This window comes from Pseudoalteromonas sp. BMB (assembly GCF_001709235.1).
GTDB lineage: Bacteria > Pseudomonadota > Gammaproteobacteria > Enterobacterales > Alteromonadaceae > Pseudoalteromonas > Pseudoalteromonas maricaloris.
The window spans coordinates 15936-32584 of sequence record NZ_MBQA01000226.1 but is presented as its reverse complement, the minus strand read 5'-3'; the positions used below and the strand labels follow the sequence as shown (position 1 = coordinate 32584).

Genomic DNA, 16649 nt, shown 5'->3' with positions numbered 1-16649 from the left:
GATTGGAATGAATTTATTTTGGCGGGATAAGTCTGGCTTATAGTTGGCCATAACAGATTACCGTGGGTGAATAATATCTATTAGATCACAGTAACCAACTCGATTCAAGGTTAAGAAACTGTCAATCCAAAACCAACAATCCAGTACCTGAAAAGAGTAATTCTACAGCCTCAACGCCCAGCTCAGCGGGCAAATGTAGCGCAGCGGAATTTGCTCCGCTGCAGCTGATTGTTAGGTGGCTGTGCACTAGCAGAAAAATGTCGCCACTCAAAATTTCACTACTTAAGTGCCATCAGGGTTCTTGAAATATCAATTGACAATAATTTAGGGAATTCCTCAATAACTTGCATAATCCCTAGCTTAAGTCCTGCATCCCCATTTCTGCTGGAAATCGCATTTAACTCCGGAATGTACGATAGAACTGACTTTTCCCAGTCATGACCTCGCATCATTAGGAATTGTGTAGGTAATTTAAGAACCCAGCCGTTATGGAGTTCACAGTCCGCTGTCGATGTATTAGATATTCCTGTTGCCAGCGTTATGTGATCCGAGATTTTTTGAGCTTCTTCGTTGGTCAGTTTTGCCGCATCCATGTAGGTATGAAGATGGGGCACGGAGAAATCACTTAGTTTCCGCTTTCCAAGGCGGACAAGCGCAAGCCCTAGGAAAAGCGGATCTAAAACATAGTTTTCGATTGAGTATCGATTTCCTCCGCCCAGAACATAAATGGGATGCTTATCTACTTTCTTTCCATCACAGTCAATAATCCCACGAACTAGATCGCTGCCAGATTCGTGCAGACGATTTGCAATTGATTCAACATCTGTGCAATTTGAAGTTCCGCTGTGCGGCTCAAGAAATATTGGCGTGTAACCTATAGTGGAAAATCTGGAAATAATTTGATGCAATCTTTGAAAGTAAATTACGTCAAGTTTACTTTCTACAAAAATTTGCCGTCTGTCCTCAGTGGATACCTTGAGGTGAGGTATACCGTCCGTTAGCACTTCAAGGCCACGGCTTATACTTACCATTTCTGGTATTTTTGTATCCCTATTGATTTCAAAAAGTGAGTTGTCTGGACACATTGCAACAGTTGAAGGCGAATGTGTAGTTACAACAACTTGCACACCCGCCTTGCTCACTACCACATCTCGCAGAGTCTCTATAAGCAGCCTCGAATATTGAGGGTGCAGAGGGGCGTCAGGTTCATCGAGAATTAACACGTCTGGTTTTCCAGACGATTCCTGAGTGTTGTAAATGGCAAGCGCCAACGACATCAGAACCTTTTCTCCGGTTGATAGGTCATTTGCTGATATCTCAGTCCCGATATATCTATCTACTAATCTCAGCCGATATGTCGATTCCGTGTCTATTGCCTCTGGACTTACCACCTCATAAGTTAAGCCTGCTTTTGCCAGTATTTCATTAATCAACACCCAAGGCTTGGGACCATAAATATGTGAAAACTCCTCATCTGAAAGGGTCGGTATGTTGGTGTTGTTTTCTTGGTTTAGAAACTTTTTAAACTTATTTTTCGTATATCTGACGTGATACATTTTGAATATGAGGGCAAGCCTGGACGCAAATAGCGTGCTCGAATCTGCTTCTGCAAGATTAAGATTAAAGTAAACGTCGTCTTCGGTTAGCTGCTCAAGAGTTTTTCCGGTTTTTTGGGTGACACTTTTGATTATGGAAAATAGCTGGGGGTTATGCCCCCATCTGGCTAGGAAATTCTCAATTGGTCCAGATATTTGCTCGCCGTTGTTTCGTGCATTTATCAGATTGCGTTGCTGCTGTTCTATCTGTCCCCACCAGTTTTTGGTGTTCTGGGTAATCTGTTGGGGGTCGCAAGCTTCATCGATTTGAGGGTTGAGGCCTCCAAATCCTATCAATAAGACTTTGGCAAGGTTGTTCCCCTGGTCAGATACTGTTGAAATCTGACTATTGGCCATAGCCTCTAGGAGATGACTCTTTCCGCTGCCATTTTTTCCCGTAATAACACTAAAAGTGGGGAGTTCAAAGCTAACACCTGCGGGTATGGATTTGTGCGCTTTGTTTATTTGAATTTCCATGCTTCAATTTCTCTTAAAGATCTCTTGCCGCCTAACAATTTAATAGTGCGCAAATCGCGCATATTTCTGATTTGCAATCGCGCACTTTTATGATTGATTTAGTTTTAACAAAATTGATAACTCATTGCCAACATTATTAAAAGTTCAAGTTACGATTTTTTTGAGAAAGATAAAAATGCGCAACTTGCGCATTTTCTTGAATATGGGGGAAATAGCTCTACTTGTTAATTCTAGTTTTTCTCTCAAAGCAGCAAATTTGCCTGCAAGCACCAAACAAAACTGTCAGCACCGTTCTCCTCCCTCATCACACCCGAAAGTAAAGTGCCAATGAGTCATTTCAACGCATGGATGCGTGAAAAGCTGTGACAGGGACAGGGATGTCCCTTACACAGCGGTGACGTTCATATTGGCAATTTACTTGAGGAGTCAGAGTGATGTTGGGAGTGCCCTTTCTTTTGCTACCTTTTCTTTGGGCAAGCAAAGAAAAGATAGTCGTAGCCCATGGATGGGCGTCGAAACCTGTCAGGAGGACGGGCTGACTTTACGGTAAATTTCGAGCTACCAGCCGTTAGCAACATAAACCTCCATGTTTAATATCAAAGCACATCCATGCGCTCCTCGTTCATTCTTTTGAAACGACGCGATCGAGCGAACCAAGAAAACGTCGCCCCAACATCACACTTAATCCTCAAACCATAAGCCGATATATAATACCAATTGCACTAAGTCTCCAATCAATTTGAAGGGTGAAATACCATATTAGCGTCGTTAAAAATTTCTCATTTAGAACAACTAAATAGCAAAAATTTTTGCCTAGCTACTAAAGCTATTTCTCCGCTTCAAATAGCTCATTTACCTAATACAATTGGTATCGCAACCGTCTTGTCAGGCACGTCCTTGTGCCTGACAAGACTTGGCCGACATCCTGTCGGCACATTGCATATCGGCTTATGCTTTTCGGGTGTGATGGAGGGGGAATAAGTTGCTTGTAAGATCGTCTACGATTTTTACGGTGAAGCTGTTTGCAAGGGTTACAAAAACTATCAGCATAGCCTCCTAATTAGCATTGCAGACAGCTTTATGGAAGGTGGTTCACCCGCCGAGCTGTTATGTTTTTCGGGTGTGATGAAGGGAAAATGCTGTAGTGTGTGAGCTCGGCTCATACTTAAGCAGCTGAACTTTTAGGCTACGTTGAGCATAATGATTCAATATTACCCAAAACAAAATCTTAACAATTCAGTGATGTAGATTTCGCCAGAACCCTGTATTATAAGCCTGTTAAAAGCTTAGGAACGGGTGCACCTGTACGCTAAGCGAATGGATACTAAAATCAATAACTGTGCTTATGGAACTTTTTGCGCGAATGGAATGATATTATGATCAAGAAAACCGCCATCATCATTGCAATATTGGCTGCTATTAGCGGCTGTAAATCGCTAGTTTATAAAGGTAATAAACTTTACGAAGCGGGAATGTACCGCCAAGCTGCTGAATATTATTCACAAGCACTCGCGGAGGACCCAGAAGATCTTGAAGCGAAACAAGGCTTAACACTGGCGCGAGATAAGCTTATAGATAAAGGTCTTATCGATGTACGTATGCTGCGCTTAGCAAATAACTACACCGCTGCTGCAACTAGGCTAGAAGAAATCGTAGAGAACCAAGCACAATGGCAAATGAAGCCGACCGGCGCGATGGCAAATACCCAAAGAGAAGAACTAGATTATGCGAGGCAATGGCTACTCGACGAAGCCCGTTCACTCTCAAATACGCCCTACCCCGATAAGTTTAAGCTGTTTGAACATAACTATCGCCATCTGATCAGCAATGCACAGTTAGCAAGCGCCATGAGCACCCACTATGACACGTTAAGAACGCAAGCGCAGAAAAAGTGTGATGAACTTGCAGGACAGGTTAGCGGGCAGCGCTTCTATTTAAAAAGTTTCACGGAAAAATACTGTTTAGCGTGGCAAACTCCAAAACGTTTACGTGTAGATAACCAAGATAAAAGTCGTTATTTTGCGATGAACATACGAGATCGTGTCGATATTGGTTTGCGCTTTGGCAACTCAATCAGAGGACAATATGGCGCATTTATCTCAAGCCTAAATACGGCATTTAATAATAGCCTGTGGTTTGATAGTGATGGCAGTCAACAGCTTTCATTAGAGCTATATGCAGATGCAGACTATTACCGCACTAGCAATCAATATATCCAGCGTAAGCATTATCAACAGGAAGTTGAACGACCAGACCCAAATAACTCAGATAAGACGCACACCGTAGAAGTCACAAGAGAGTTCACTTACCCGGTGACCATCTACGATGAGAAATTTGATATCAACGTTAATTATGAGGCGAGTTTAGCCCATCGTTATATCAAAGGCAGTGCAAGCGATAGTAAGCATAATAAAACCCGTGCGCATCAGGCTGATTTTGAGCAACTTGATATCACCCCGCTGTCTCCAGACTTTCTTAACCTTTCTCAGATAACAGAAAAGACCTTTGATGAATTACTCAAAAAATTCTCTCAAGATCTTACGCTAACTTGGAAGCAAAATTACTGTGGGCAGGCACTTGGCACCAATAAAGGTGAAAATATTCTACGCTGTGCCAAGCTTGAACCTGAGCATGACTATATCAACCGTTGGTTTGACCAGCACTTTGGGATCAAGTACTCAGAAATGACGACTTTATACGGTATTTGAGGCTCAGAATGAGTTTTGAAACTCGCCAAAAAGCCGAAAAATGATTATATTGTGCCAACTTTATTTGTATTAGGAATTAAGCTATGCCAAAGGCAAGTGAAATAAAAAAACATGCCGCGATCGAGTATAACGGCCGCGTAATGATTGTTCGTGACATTGAGCGCTCAGTACCACAAGGTCGCGCTGGTGGTAGCCTATACCGTATGCGTATGTACGATGTAGTAGATAACTCTAAAGTAGATGAGACTTTTAAAGCGGAAGAAATGCTGACACTTGCAGATCTTAACCGCCGCCCTGCAATGCTTTCATATGTAGATGGTGATGAATATGTGTTTATGGATGATGAAGATTACACGCCATACCACCTAAATAAAGAGTCTATTGCTGAGCAATTGCTATTTATCGACGAATCAACGAAAGGTTTATCTATCGTAGTTGTTCAGGGCATGCCTGTTTCTATCGACTTGCCTTCAAGCGTAGAGCTTGTGATTGAAGATACTTCACCTTCAATCAAGGGCGCATCTGCTAGCGCTAGAACAAAGCCTGCGACATTAACGACAGGCCTTGTTGTTCAAGTTCCTGAGCATATTTCAAGCGGTGACAAAATTAAGATCAACACTGCTGAATCTAAGTTCATGGGCCGTGCAGAATAAGTCCATTGCACTTTGATAGCGAGCCGTAGTGCTCGCTATAGTCTAAAAACCCCCAAGTTTTCTTTGCAGCAGTAGTGCCATTCTATAATTTTGGCCTTACTCTTAAAAATCGCGCGAAACGTGGTTTACCAAACTTAGTATATCCTTGATATCGATAGGTAATTTGACTACCAATCGGTGGTGGTGATGCGCGCTCTTCGTCGCTAAACCCCGACCCAACTTTAAACTCCATACCTTGTTCATCTCTCACCAATAGCGATCCCATCATCCCTTGGTACTTTCCCTTACCGGGTAAATGCTTAATCACGATGGCTTCGTCATCAAGGTACGGCTTGTATTTTAATACGTTGGTTGTTCTTCCATCTTCGTGTTTGGCATTTTTAGCATGCAAAATAACCCCTTCACCGCCTCGCTTTAAGACATCATGATAATAGTCGTTTAGCTCATCAACGGAGCCAAATGATAGCTGCTTGACGGGTTTGATGTGTGATAACTCAATATGGCTTAGTAGGCTTAAGTAACGCTCATGACGCTGGGAGAATATTTCTGTAGAATTTGGCGCATCAAATACATAATAAGTCACTTGACGCCAGTGCTCATTATTAGGCGAGTGGCGTCTTGCAATCGCGCTCACAAAAGCAAAGTTATTGTACCCAGCCCACAACTCGCCGTCTAGCCATGTATCAGGTAGCCCTTGCGTAAACCAGTCTGGCGCCTTAATTAAGTGACCACCACGCGTACGCAGTTGCGAGCCATCCCAAATGGCCCTAACACCATCGAATTTTTCACTAACAAGATAATTAGAAATATCTTCGTCGCCTTGATATAGCGAAGCAAGCTGGATTTTTGTGTGGGTTTCATTTCCATAAAGGAGATTGGAAAAACCTAATAATAGACAGAATAAGAATGGTACATATCGCATAGCATAATCCTTTGCAGTGGATAGTTAATACCAGCGAATTGGTGCATTGTTTGCGTTCGCCGATATTAAAAATTAACAAAATTCACACTTAAAGATTACACAAGAATCGACGTTTGTAAAATCGAACAGCTTTGACTAACAGTCCCCTGTTTATACCAATTGCTATTACCTTTCAGGGCAAAGCCAGTCAAAAACCGCTTCTAGATCGGTAAATGAATGATCGGCAAGACTTAAATCTTGTTTATTAGAGTGCATATTTGGCACGACAACCGCAGTTAACCCAGCTTCCTTGGCTGAAGTTAATCCTGTGCAGGTGTCTTCTATTGCCACGGCTTCGTGTGGCGCAATATTTAGCGCAGCAAGCGCCTTGCGATAAGGTTCTGGATGAGGCTTCGGCTGTTCTACATCGTCTTTGCACACAATGACAGAAAATAACTCTAATAACCGGTAGTGTTGTAAAACAGGAAGCGCTTCTGCTTTGCTACTTCCTGTCACGAGTGCGATTGGACAACGCGTTGAGGTTAATTCAACCACTTGCTTTGCAAAATGCATCAATCTGGGGAGTACTTCCGCAGCGGTTGCGACAAAGACGACATTTTTCTCATCACATAAATCGCGGGCAGAAGGCGCAAGTTGGTGTCTTTCTTTGAGTATATGCGCGGCTTTAAGCGTTGGCACACCCGAAAACTCATCACAAAAGTCATGCTCCGTATAAGTAACCTGATACGGGGCTAACACCTTCATCCAACTTTGGTAATGGAGTGCTTCTGAATCAACTAATGTACCGTCAAAATCAAATAAAACTGCCTGAAAACGCATTTACACTCCTTAATTTGGTTGTATTAATTAACCGTTGATCCCTGCTGGTGGCTCAGCAGTAGCTTCTTCACCGCTATCAACTTCAACTAATGTATAGCCTCGTGGCTGTCTAATCACTTTTAAAATTGGCTTATCGAAAGCTGACTTCAGTCTATCTGCATCCGCTTGCAACTCTTCCATCGAACGGCCAAAAGGTGCAGCACCCGTTTCAGACCAATTCGTTACCTTACCATTTAAGTTATATTCCACTTCATGGATTTGATATAAAGCCGCTTCGTCTTTTGTTGCTTCACAATATATCACTCGATAATTCCAAAAACCTGACATATCCACTCCTAACATAAAAATTTCATTAAAAAGCCCGCTTAATGCGGGCTTTAGTTACTCTATTATAATCACTGTAGCGTGAATTAGAAGAATTTCACTTTGAATTCAGCACCAATGAAGCGCGCTTCATTTAGCATACCGGTGTTGTTATTGAAATCTACACCACCGATAACCACTTGCTCGTCAAATAGGTTACGAACAAAAGCTGACACTTCATATTCGTTATCGCCTTCAGACCACATATAACCAGCACGAAGACCTGTTTCAAACAACGCTTCACCTTCAAATTCTACTGATTTGTATAAGAAGAAGTCTACTTCACTACGGTAAGACATATCACCATAGACGAAGAACTCGCCATCTTCTAACTCTTTCGTGTAGCGAAGTGTTGCGTTTGCGATCCACTCAGGAGCGTGAGGTAGGCTGTTACCGTCAAGTACTGCTAGGCCCTGACCATTAACTGCGTTTGTGACGGTACATTGAGCACAAACTTGAACCGCAAGGTTTTTATCTTCAAGCTCAGTTTTGTTATAGCTTAGGTTAAAGGTTGCATTTAGCTCGTCCGTTAACACCCATTCGGTATCAAGTTCGAAACCATAGCCGGTTGTTTTATCAGCATTCACTAAGCGGTTAAAGTTTGAATCGCCACCTACAGCCGTTAGCTGCTGGTCATCCATTTGATAGTAGAATACCGTCGCGTTTACACGGCCTTGGCCATCAAGTACGTCTGACTTAATACCTGCCTCAATCGAGTTAGTAGTTTCTGACTTAGCAACAGTCACTTCATCACCGAACAAAATACGGCCTTGAACACTTGGAGCACGGAAACCGTTAGCTACGCGACCAAACAAGTTTACGTCATCAGTTAGCTTATAAGTAGCACTTAAGTCCCAGCTTACGTGGCTATCGCTTGGGTTAGCGGTACCATCAAGTACGTCTGGAGAGCCGTTCCAAGGTGTTGGGTTTTTAGTACGCTTGGCGTAAAACTCTTTCTCATCGTCAGAATAACGCAAACCTGCTGTTACTTTTAAATCATCAGATACGGTGTAATCAAAAGAGCCGAATACCGCCCATGCTGATGTATCTTGATCTTGGTAAGCATAACCATTTTGTGCACCGTACTGACCAAGGCCAGCATCAAATGCAAATGTATCAAAGCTGTAGCTTTCAATCATGAGATCTTCTTCAAATAAGAAGATACCTACCTGATAGTTGTAATCGCCAGAGAAGTTGCTAGATAAACGAAGCTCTTGCGTGTACTGATTATGCTCAGGAATAACGTCAGCTGTTTCAGAAGCAAATGGAATGATACCTGGGCCTTGGAAACCAAGGAAGTCAGCACCGTAACCACCGTCAACGTCTGCACGAGAATAGATTTCAGCACTTTCCCAAGCAGTAATTGACGTTACAGTATGCTCAGGTAAATCCCACTCAAGTTTTAGACTCAAACCTTGAGTTTCAACCTGTTGCGTCGAACGAGAGGCCGCATCATGGTATACCACATCGTTGTCATACAATGGGTTAATGTTATTTGTGCCAGCTTCAATTAAATTTGCGCGAAATGCAATTGGGCGACCATCTAAATCACGGTAGTGGTAGTTAAGTAGGCCGTTAAAATCATCGCCTTCATATAGGAATTGAACACGAACGGCTTGCTCGCTGTAACCACCTAGAGAATCTTCTTTCTCGAAGCCAGGCGCTTTTACATCGATATAATCTTCTTGTTCCTGCCACAATGCAGAAATACGCGTTGATACACGCTCAGTTACTGAGCCGCCTACTGCGCCTTCAAAGTCTACCGCGCCGCGGCTACCATAAGAAACAGCAGCATAGCCATCAAACTCTTGGCTTGGTCTAACTGTGTCAAATTTAACAAGACCTGCTGGTGTGTTACGACCGAATAGCGTGCCCTGAGGACCACGTAATACTTCAATACGTGCAATATCGAATACAGGGAAGCCTTTTAGAATAGGGTTTTCTTGAACCACTTCATCAACAACCAAAGATACAGGTTGAGAAGCATTTAGATCGAAGTCTGTGTTACCTAATCCACGTACGTAAAAACGTGGGAAAGTACGACCAAACGAAGATTCTACCGATAAACTTGGGATCTTCGCATTCATAAAGCGAATGTCCATACCCGCTGAGCTGTAAGCATTCAAGTTATCACCTTGAAGCGCTGAAACAGACACAGGTACTTCCTGCGCGTTTTCAACACGTTTACGTGCGGTAATTTGAATAACTTCTAGTTGATTTTTTTTGGCTTGCTCTTCTTCAGCAAGTGCAGAAAATGAAGTACCTGCCACAGCAGAGAACAACGTAGCATTAATAAGGGTAGCTAACGTAGATCTTTTCATTGCTTTCATGTTGGTTTTCGACCTTTTAGTGCACTCTTTGTTCAACGGTTTAAAATTTGGGCGCCGTTTCACTTGGCGTGAACGTTCAATTTTTCGCGATTTGAATATAATAACGCGGACCTTACAGTCGAGAGTGCGATACAACTTTATAAGGCTGAACGAGACGGCGGTAATTATAGCAGGTAATTTCTACTTTGCTTTATAAACCGAACTAAAAAATCAATTTTTTTGCAACTTTCAGCGACGTTAGCTGACAGTTTACAACATTTAGCAACAAAAAACACAAAAAAGCGGACAATTGTCCTTTAAACTTAATGGTATATAAGTTCCAAAAAACCATCTTTACCGATAACAGAACCATAACACAGTGGTCGAAACTGTGCCGGTTACCTAAACAATACAAATTTGCGCCCAAACAAACGTATTGGCCATATCGGAAACCATGATTGCAATGCCAATGATATGACACCGGTGTAATGATAAAGTTCAAACAAAATTAAAAAGAGGACATTAGACCGATTAAAGGGAAGTTTTAGCCTTTCTATGCCAATTATGAATAAAAGGCTTAAGGTAACTGCATCGATGTGAATTCGGCACGGCCAGTCTGTTCATTGTATTCAATTATAGCTACCGCGGCAGTCGAGAAGATAGGCATTGTATCCGGGCACAAACGGTCTACCAAGTAACTAACTATTGGCATATGTGCGACTAAAATCCAGGTTTGGTATGTTGGATACATAGAGATAAGTGTTTCTAAATAATCGATAGCTGTGTGTGCTGATCCACTCGGTACTATGTCTGAACAGGTTTCAACAAATTTAGGAGTTTGAAGTGCAATCACTTGCTCCGCGGTTTGTTGTGCTCTGACGAAGGGACTCACAAGTGCAGCGTCTATCTCAAAATATTGTTTCAACCATTCACCTACATCCTTGGCTTGTTGTAATCCTTGTTCGGTTAAATTTCTGCTTGCATCGTCGGCTTGCATGGGTTCAGCTTCACCATGACGCATTATCAAGATAGTCTTCATACTGTTCAGCACCTTCTGTTTATATCACCCTACATATATGCGGACTTATGCGTGATGAGATCCACGTTTAACCTATTGTCGCTAATGGCCTTTCCCTTCTACGCCACTCACACTCGGGATCTTATACTTGCTGACTACTCACATATGCAGCTTGGTATTATTTTCTTCTAAACCGGTAGCTATCTCACTGGTTTGTTCGCTATATTAAAACAAATGAAGGATTAACATGAAATGAAATTCTAATTACCTTCAGTTATCTTTTAACTAATTTATCGGCAGCAGCATATTGAAACTGAGTAATAATGATAGTCGGCAGTACCAATTACTAACACTGGACAATGGTCTTAGAGTTTTGTTGATCAATGACGATTCAACTGCTAAGTGCGCCGTATCATTAACAGTTAATGTCGGCCACTTTGACGACCCCGAAACGCGTCAAGGGATGGCGCACTTTTTGGAGCATATGCTATTCCTTGGTACTGCAGAGCATCCTGATTCAGGTGGCTTTTCGCAATTTATTAGTCAGTATGGTGGCCAGAGCAATGCGTGGACCGGTACCGAGCACTCGAGCTATTACTTTGATTGCGACGCCGAACAACTAGACGAAGCGTTAGAACGCTTTAGCCAATTTTTTGTGTCTCCACTGCTGAGCGAGAGCGATACTGAAAAAGAGCGTGAAGCCATCGATGCCGAGTTTAAAATGAAAATCAAAGATGATGGCCGTCGCATCTATCAAGTTCATAAAGAAACCATCAATCCTCAGCATCCTTTTGCCAAGTTTTCTGTTGGTACCCGAGACACGCTCGCAGATCGTAAGGGTAATATTGCCAGTGAATTACGAGCGTTTTTCAATCAATACTATCAGGCCCAATGGATGACTTTGGTGATAGCAGCACCACAACCGCTGGCTACACTTGCGACCTTTTGCTCACCTTTTACAAAAATTGTTGGCAGCAATACGCAAAAGCCAGCGATCCAAGTGCCTATGTACCGAGAGCAAGATCTGCAGCTAGAACTGCAAATAAAGCCTAGAAAACATATGCAAAAACTTATTGTCAGTTTTGCTATGCCCAACCCTACAGATTTATACCGCCATAAAAGTGTGAGCTTTTTAGCACATTTGTTAGGGTATGAAGGTAAAGGCTCACTGTATTCTATTCTCAAGTCACAAGGTTGGATCAATGCACTATCGGCTGGTGGTGGGATCACGGGTAGTAATTTCAGAGATTTTAATATCAGCTTTGCACTTACCGATGAAGGGATTGAATACTATGAAGACATAGTGGAAATGCTGTTCGAGTACATAGCATTAATTAAGCAAAATACCGCGGCACTACCACGCCTTTATCAAGACAAAAGCACTTTACTAGATATCGCGTTCGATAACCAAGAAGTCGGCCGCATGTTAGACTGGGTAAATTCAATCAGCGTTAATATGCACCACTATGAGGAAGAAGATTTTCTCTATGGTGATTATCGCATGGATGGCTTTTCTCAAGAGCAGCACGAAAAACTACTGATGCATTTGTGCCCTACCAATATGCGCCTTGTGCTTATCCACCCTCATGTGGAGGTTAATAAAAAGGCCAAGTGGTACAACACGCCATACAGTGTCTCGCCAATAGCCAAAGATTGGATTGAGTCGCTCTATAATGTGCATATGCCTTTGCCACAAATGTCGTTGCCACTAATTAATCCATACCTCAGCGCAAAAAATCCACTTCATGATGTAGAGAGTGAACAGGATACGCCGATCCGTCTAGCCGATCAGCCTGGATTTGAATTTTGGTTTAAGCAGGATTTGACTTTTAGAGTCACCAAAGGGCATTTTTATCTCGAAATAGATTCCGCCCCATCCGTCACCTGTCACAAGCATATGGCACTCTCTCGCCTGTTTGCCGATCTCTTTATGGATGCGGTCGCTGAGCGTTTTTATAGCGCAGAATTAGCCGGCCTTAGTTATCATATTAATTCCCATCAAGGTGGCTTAACACTGCACACCGCAGGGCTTACTGGTAATCAAATCACCTTGGTTTTAGAGCTAGTCGAGGCGCTACTGAATCAACCAATCCATGCAGCTCGCTTTGCGGAATATAAAAAGCAACTTATCCGCCATTGGAAGAATCACAATAAGAATAAGCCTGTTAGCGAACTGTTTAGCCGACTTGGTGCTCATTTGATGCCCTGGAACCCAAGTCCTGAAGACTTAGCCAGCGCACTTAAAAGTGCCAGTTTTAACGAATTTCAACTATTTCGAAAGCAGTTTTTTTCAGCCATTCATGTCAAAGCTTTCATGCATGGCAACTGGCAACTAAAACATGCTGAAAAATTAAAAACATCAGTGCACGGGCTATTTTCAAATAGCGAAATTTTAGAAGATTTGAAACGTCCCTTAAACGAGTTGACGAAATTAACGGAACAACATATCGAACGCGAAGGCAGTGATTATGCCTTCATTGAATATTTTCAATCACGTACCGATTCCGTTAAAGAAAAAGTCACCATGATGGCGATTAATAATCTCATTAATCAAGATTATTTTGAGCAATTAAGAACAAAGGAACAACTTGGTTATTTAGTTGGCGCAGGGTATGCACCATTCAATACACGTGCAGGTATCGCTTTTTATATTCAATCTCCCAACTTTGATAGTGAACACCTACTTGCACAGCACAATCAATTTCTTAAGCAGTTTGCCAAACAATTGCATCAGCTCGATGAAGTAAGTTGGCAACGTTCGAAAGAAAGCTTGTTGCTACATATATCGGAGCAAGACAAAAATCTAAGACTAAGGGCGCAGCGTTTGTGGATTTCTATTACCAATGACTTTCACCAGTTTGATATGCAACAAAGATTAATCCAAGCTTTGGCCGACTTGGAATTAGAAGACATCCTTACTTATATAGATAAGATGTTAGAGCCAAATGCTCCACGACTGATTTTAAAGTGTAATTAGCGTTTTAGTGTAAGCAAGGAGTGCTTATCAAACTTTTGAATGACTAATAAGACTTTTCTCACCTAGTCCATTAATTTGAGAGCTAATCAATGTTCAAAAAATACGCAACCATACTCGTTAGAACAATGAATTTCATCTGAAACTTTGTTTCGCTGTTGTGAAAAACCGCAATTAACCTGAATTTCCCCTTAATCAACGTTTTCCTTTTGACTACTACAATGGCTTGATTTAGATTAGAGATTGCAGTTATGAATTACGCATTATATGAGCCTAAAAATAAAAACAATAACAATCAATGCACTACTTTTATCACTGACTCCGCATGTAATTTACGCCAGTGACGCAAGTGTATTAACAGGTGCCCAATTAGCTTGGCTCGTACCATGCGTGATTGCTCTGCTCAGCATTCCCTACTTAGTTTGGTCAAATCACCAACTCAAAAAGTCCACTCTTCAACTTAAGCATTCAGAACAACGATTTAAAAGTACCATTGAAGGCAGTGGCGATACACTATGGGACTGGAATATTCAATCAGGTGAGATTGTTCGGATCAACGACAAATACGGCATGAACTCTGCGAAGCCTGGCAGCGTCATCCCCAACCAGCATAGGATCCATCCACAAGACCTATTAATCGTTGAAAAGCTGATGAAACAGCACTTCGCAGAAAAGACACCATTCTTTGAAGCAAGCTATCGTATTAAAGATGAACTAGGCCAGTATCACTGGGTGTTAGACCGAGGCAAAATTATCGAGAAAGATGCCAACCTCAACCCCCTAAGAATGACAGGTACGGTTCGCGACATTAGTCACTTCAAGAGTACCGAGGAAAGGCTAAATCTGTTTGCAAAATGTGTTGAATCTCTTACTGACGCGATCGCAATTTATGACCGACACTATAATTTGGTCGATCTCAATCCGAGTTACCTTAAATTATTTGGTGGCCAGCGAGAACACTATCTAAATAAACATTTTAGCTTACCAGGCTATGACAATAAGTTTGTTGCTCAGGTAAAGGCTCAGCTTAAACAAACAGAGCATTGGCAAGAAGAGCTCAAACTTCGTAATGCGGCAGACGTACTCTTACCAATCGAAATTACGATAGATGAAATTAAAAATAACCACGGTCAGATAAGTAACTATGTGGTTGTTTATTCTGATTTAACTGAACGTAAAAAAGCAGAGTCTCAACTCCACAATTTGTCTAATCGCGATCGTACAACAGGTCTTCCCAATCGCAACTTGTTCTTTACCAATTTACAAAAGTTGTCATTACAAGGCACGCACCACGCTCTACTTGTCTTTGACTTAGATAACTTTAAAAAGATCAACGATTCGCTAGGCCACCAGTTAGGTGATACGCTACTTGCGAAACTGGCAATGCGGCTAAATAAACTTGCTCGCCAACAAGATACCTTCTACCGACTAGGTGGTGACGAATTTGCGCTGGTGATTTCAGGCACCAATGATATTCACACTATTACACGTACAGCAAAACAATTTCTAGCGGCGATTGCGACTCCTTTTAAAATTGCTAATCACGAGTTAGTGATCACCTCTTCTGTTGGAATTGTACTGTGCCCTGAAGATGGTAAGTCTCCTGAAAGTCTGCTGAAAAATGCGGATACGGCTATGTATCATGCCAAGCAAAAGGGTAACCATTATTTATTCTTTAATGATTCCATGAACGAGCAAGCGGTTAAGCGTCTGCAAATTGAAAACTTAATGCGCTATGGCCTCAAAGAAGATCACTTTGTTGTCTACTATCAGCCAAAAATGAATATTAAAACCGGTGAACTGGTTGGCATGGAAGCGCTAGTCCGTTTCATTACCCCAAAAAAGGGGGTGATAAGTCCTGGTGTATTCATCCCTATCGCAGAAGAAACTGGACAGATCATCGAAATTGGTGAAGTCGTTTTAGACAAAGCATGCCGTGATGTTAAGCGCTGGATTGATAAAGGACTGTTCAATGGCAGAGTTGCAGTTAATTTATCAGCAAAACAGTTTAGCTTGCCGGATCTAACCACTCGTATCGACATTATCTTGCAAAAAAATCAACTTCCTTCTTATTTTCTTGAGTTAGAAATCACAGAAGGAACGGTGATGGACGATCCAAAAGAAGCAATTTCGATAATGCGCTCACTTAGTGCTAGAGGAATACACTTAGCCATGGATGACTTTGGTACTGGCTATTCGTCACTGGCTTATCTCAAGCAATTTCCGCTAAATACACTCAAGGTCGATAAAGCATTTATTGATGATATGGGTAACGAGCGCGGTAGAAACATGGTTGACTCTATTGTTACTATCGCGCATAACTTGGATCTTCACGTTGTTGCGGAAGGGGTTGAAAATGAAGAACAACTCAATATTTTAGAGCAGCTAAACTGCCAAACAGTTCAGGGCTATTACTATTCAAAACCGCTTTCAAGCAGTGAATTTGAACAATTTTTAAAGCAACACACCCCGAGTGAAAAGCCAAACCTACAGCTGGTGCAATAGCCTAGCTTCATTTGACCTAACCACTTTACGCTTTCCAACTAACTAAATATGCGCAGCGACGCATCCACGCTCTGCGATAGTGCACTCGAAACAGAATTAACGCAGCGGGGCCTGTTACTACGGCCAAACTTAACCAGCGTTTTCTTGGCATTCCAGTCCATAGAGTTTGAAGATACATTACCATCGCACATAAAGCTGAAATTATTCCAAAAGCCACTGATACTCCTCGGTTTTTTAATTCAATAAGAAAACTAAAACATTCTTTATTAGGAAAGAAACATCACATTTCGATACTATTTACTAATG

The 16649-nt window shown here is 41.9% G+C and carries 11 protein-coding genes; 4 read left to right on the top strand and 7 right to left on the bottom strand.

The window, feature by feature from the left end; translation table 11 throughout:
• Positions 1-278: 278 nt before the first annotated feature.
• Positions 279-2072 (bottom strand): ATP-binding protein, encoded by a 1794-nt coding sequence (locus BB427_RS23315; protein WP_069023580.1) that lies wholly within the window; start codon positions 2070-2072, stop codon positions 279-281.
• A 1376-nt stretch (positions 2073-3448) separates the two neighbouring features.
• Between BB427_RS23315 and BB427_RS23310 the strand changes: the two genes are divergently transcribed.
• Together BB427_RS23310 and efpL are read left to right on the top strand one after the other, a co-directional pair.
• Positions 3449-4780, top strand: a complete 1332-nt coding sequence (locus BB427_RS23310) for a tetratricopeptide repeat protein (protein ID WP_039493861.1) — start codon at positions 3449-3451, stop codon at positions 4778-4780.
• Positions 4781-4863: 83 nt separating this feature from the next.
• Complete coding sequence (efpL, locus tag BB427_RS23305) at positions 4864-5433, top strand: elongation factor P-like protein EfpL (protein WP_010606026.1); 570 nt, start codon at positions 4864-4866, stop codon at positions 5431-5433.
• Between the two features lie 82 nt (positions 5434-5515).
• Here efpL and BB427_RS23300 read toward each other — a convergent pair whose 3' ends face one another.
• The 5 genes from BB427_RS23300 to sixA form a co-directional block, all read right to left on the bottom strand.
• On the bottom strand, positions 5516-6355 hold the full coding sequence (locus tag BB427_RS23300) for a DNA ligase (RefSeq protein WP_069023579.1): 840 nt from the start codon (positions 6353-6355) through the stop codon (positions 5516-5518).
• 165 nt (positions 6356-6520) lie between these two features.
• Positions 6521-7174: an HAD family hydrolase gene (locus BB427_RS23295; RefSeq protein ID WP_069023577.1), complete on the bottom strand. Its 654-nt coding sequence runs from the start codon at positions 7172-7174 to the stop codon at positions 6521-6523.
• Positions 7175-7201: 27 nt separating this feature from the next.
• Complete coding sequence (locus BB427_RS23290; RefSeq protein WP_010374748.1) at positions 7202-7501, bottom strand: hypothetical protein; 300 nt, start codon at positions 7499-7501, stop codon at positions 7202-7204.
• Between the two features lie 83 nt (positions 7502-7584).
• A complete protein-coding gene (locus BB427_RS23285) occupies positions 7585-9867 on the bottom strand; it encodes a TonB-dependent receptor (RefSeq protein ID WP_069023576.1) in 2283 nt (760 codons plus the stop codon).
• A 556-nt stretch (positions 9868-10423) separates the two neighbouring features.
• Positions 10424-10885 carry a phosphohistidine phosphatase SixA gene (sixA, locus tag BB427_RS23280; protein WP_069023574.1) on the bottom strand — a complete coding sequence of 154 codons (462 nt, stop codon included), beginning with the start codon at positions 10883-10885 and terminating at the stop codon, positions 10424-10426.
• A 286-nt stretch (positions 10886-11171) separates the two neighbouring features.
• Here sixA and BB427_RS23275 point away from each other — a divergent pair, with 286 nt between their 5' ends.
• Positions 11172-13841, top strand: a complete 2670-nt coding sequence (locus BB427_RS23275) for an insulinase family protein (RefSeq protein ID WP_069023572.1) — start codon at positions 11172-11174, stop codon at positions 13839-13841.
• Positions 13842-14105: 264 nt separating this feature from the next.
• Positions 14106-16343 (top strand): putative bifunctional diguanylate cyclase/phosphodiesterase, encoded by a 2238-nt coding sequence (locus tag BB427_RS23270; protein WP_039493874.1) that lies wholly within the window; start codon positions 14106-14108, stop codon positions 16341-16343.
• 25 nt (positions 16344-16368) lie between these two features.
• On the opposite strand, the gene BB427_RS24040 is transcribed toward BB427_RS23270, so the two are convergent.
• Entirely contained in the window at positions 16369-16560 is a 192-nt protein-coding gene (locus BB427_RS24040) for a hypothetical protein (RefSeq protein ID WP_083229928.1), read from the bottom strand.
• Between the last annotated feature and the right edge of the window lie 89 nt (positions 16561-16649).

Excerpts from the sequence above, each read along its gene's own strand:
- BB427_RS23315 (WP_069023580.1), bottom strand. The coding sequence starts at position 2,072 with ATGGAAATTCAAATAAACAAAGCGCACAAATCCATACCCGCAGGTGTT.
- BB427_RS23310 (WP_039493861.1), top strand. The coding sequence starts at position 3,449 with ATGATCAAGAAAACCGCCATCATCATTGCAATATTGGCTGCTATTAGC.
- efpL (WP_010606026.1), top strand. The coding sequence starts at position 4,864 with ATGCCAAAGGCAAGTGAAATAAAAAAACATGCCGCGATCGAGTATAAC.
- BB427_RS23300 (WP_069023579.1), bottom strand. The coding sequence starts at position 6,355 with ATGCGATATGTACCATTCTTATTCTGTCTATTATTAGGTTTTTCCAAT.
- BB427_RS23295 (WP_069023577.1), bottom strand. The coding sequence starts at position 7,174 with ATGCGTTTTCAGGCAGTTTTATTTGATTTTGACGGTACATTAGTTGAT.
- BB427_RS23290 (WP_010374748.1), bottom strand. The coding sequence starts at position 7,501 with ATGTCAGGTTTTTGGAATTATCGAGTGATATATTGTGAAGCAACAAAA.
- BB427_RS23285 (WP_069023576.1), bottom strand. The coding sequence starts at position 9,867 with ATGAAAGCAATGAAAAGATCTACGTTAGCTACCCTTATTAATGCTACG.
- sixA (WP_069023574.1), bottom strand. The coding sequence starts at position 10,885 with ATGAAGACTATCTTGATAATGCGTCATGGTGAAGCTGAACCCATGCAA.
- BB427_RS23270 (WP_039493874.1), top strand. The coding sequence starts at position 14,106 with ATGAGCCTAAAAATAAAAACAATAACAATCAATGCACTACTTTTATCA.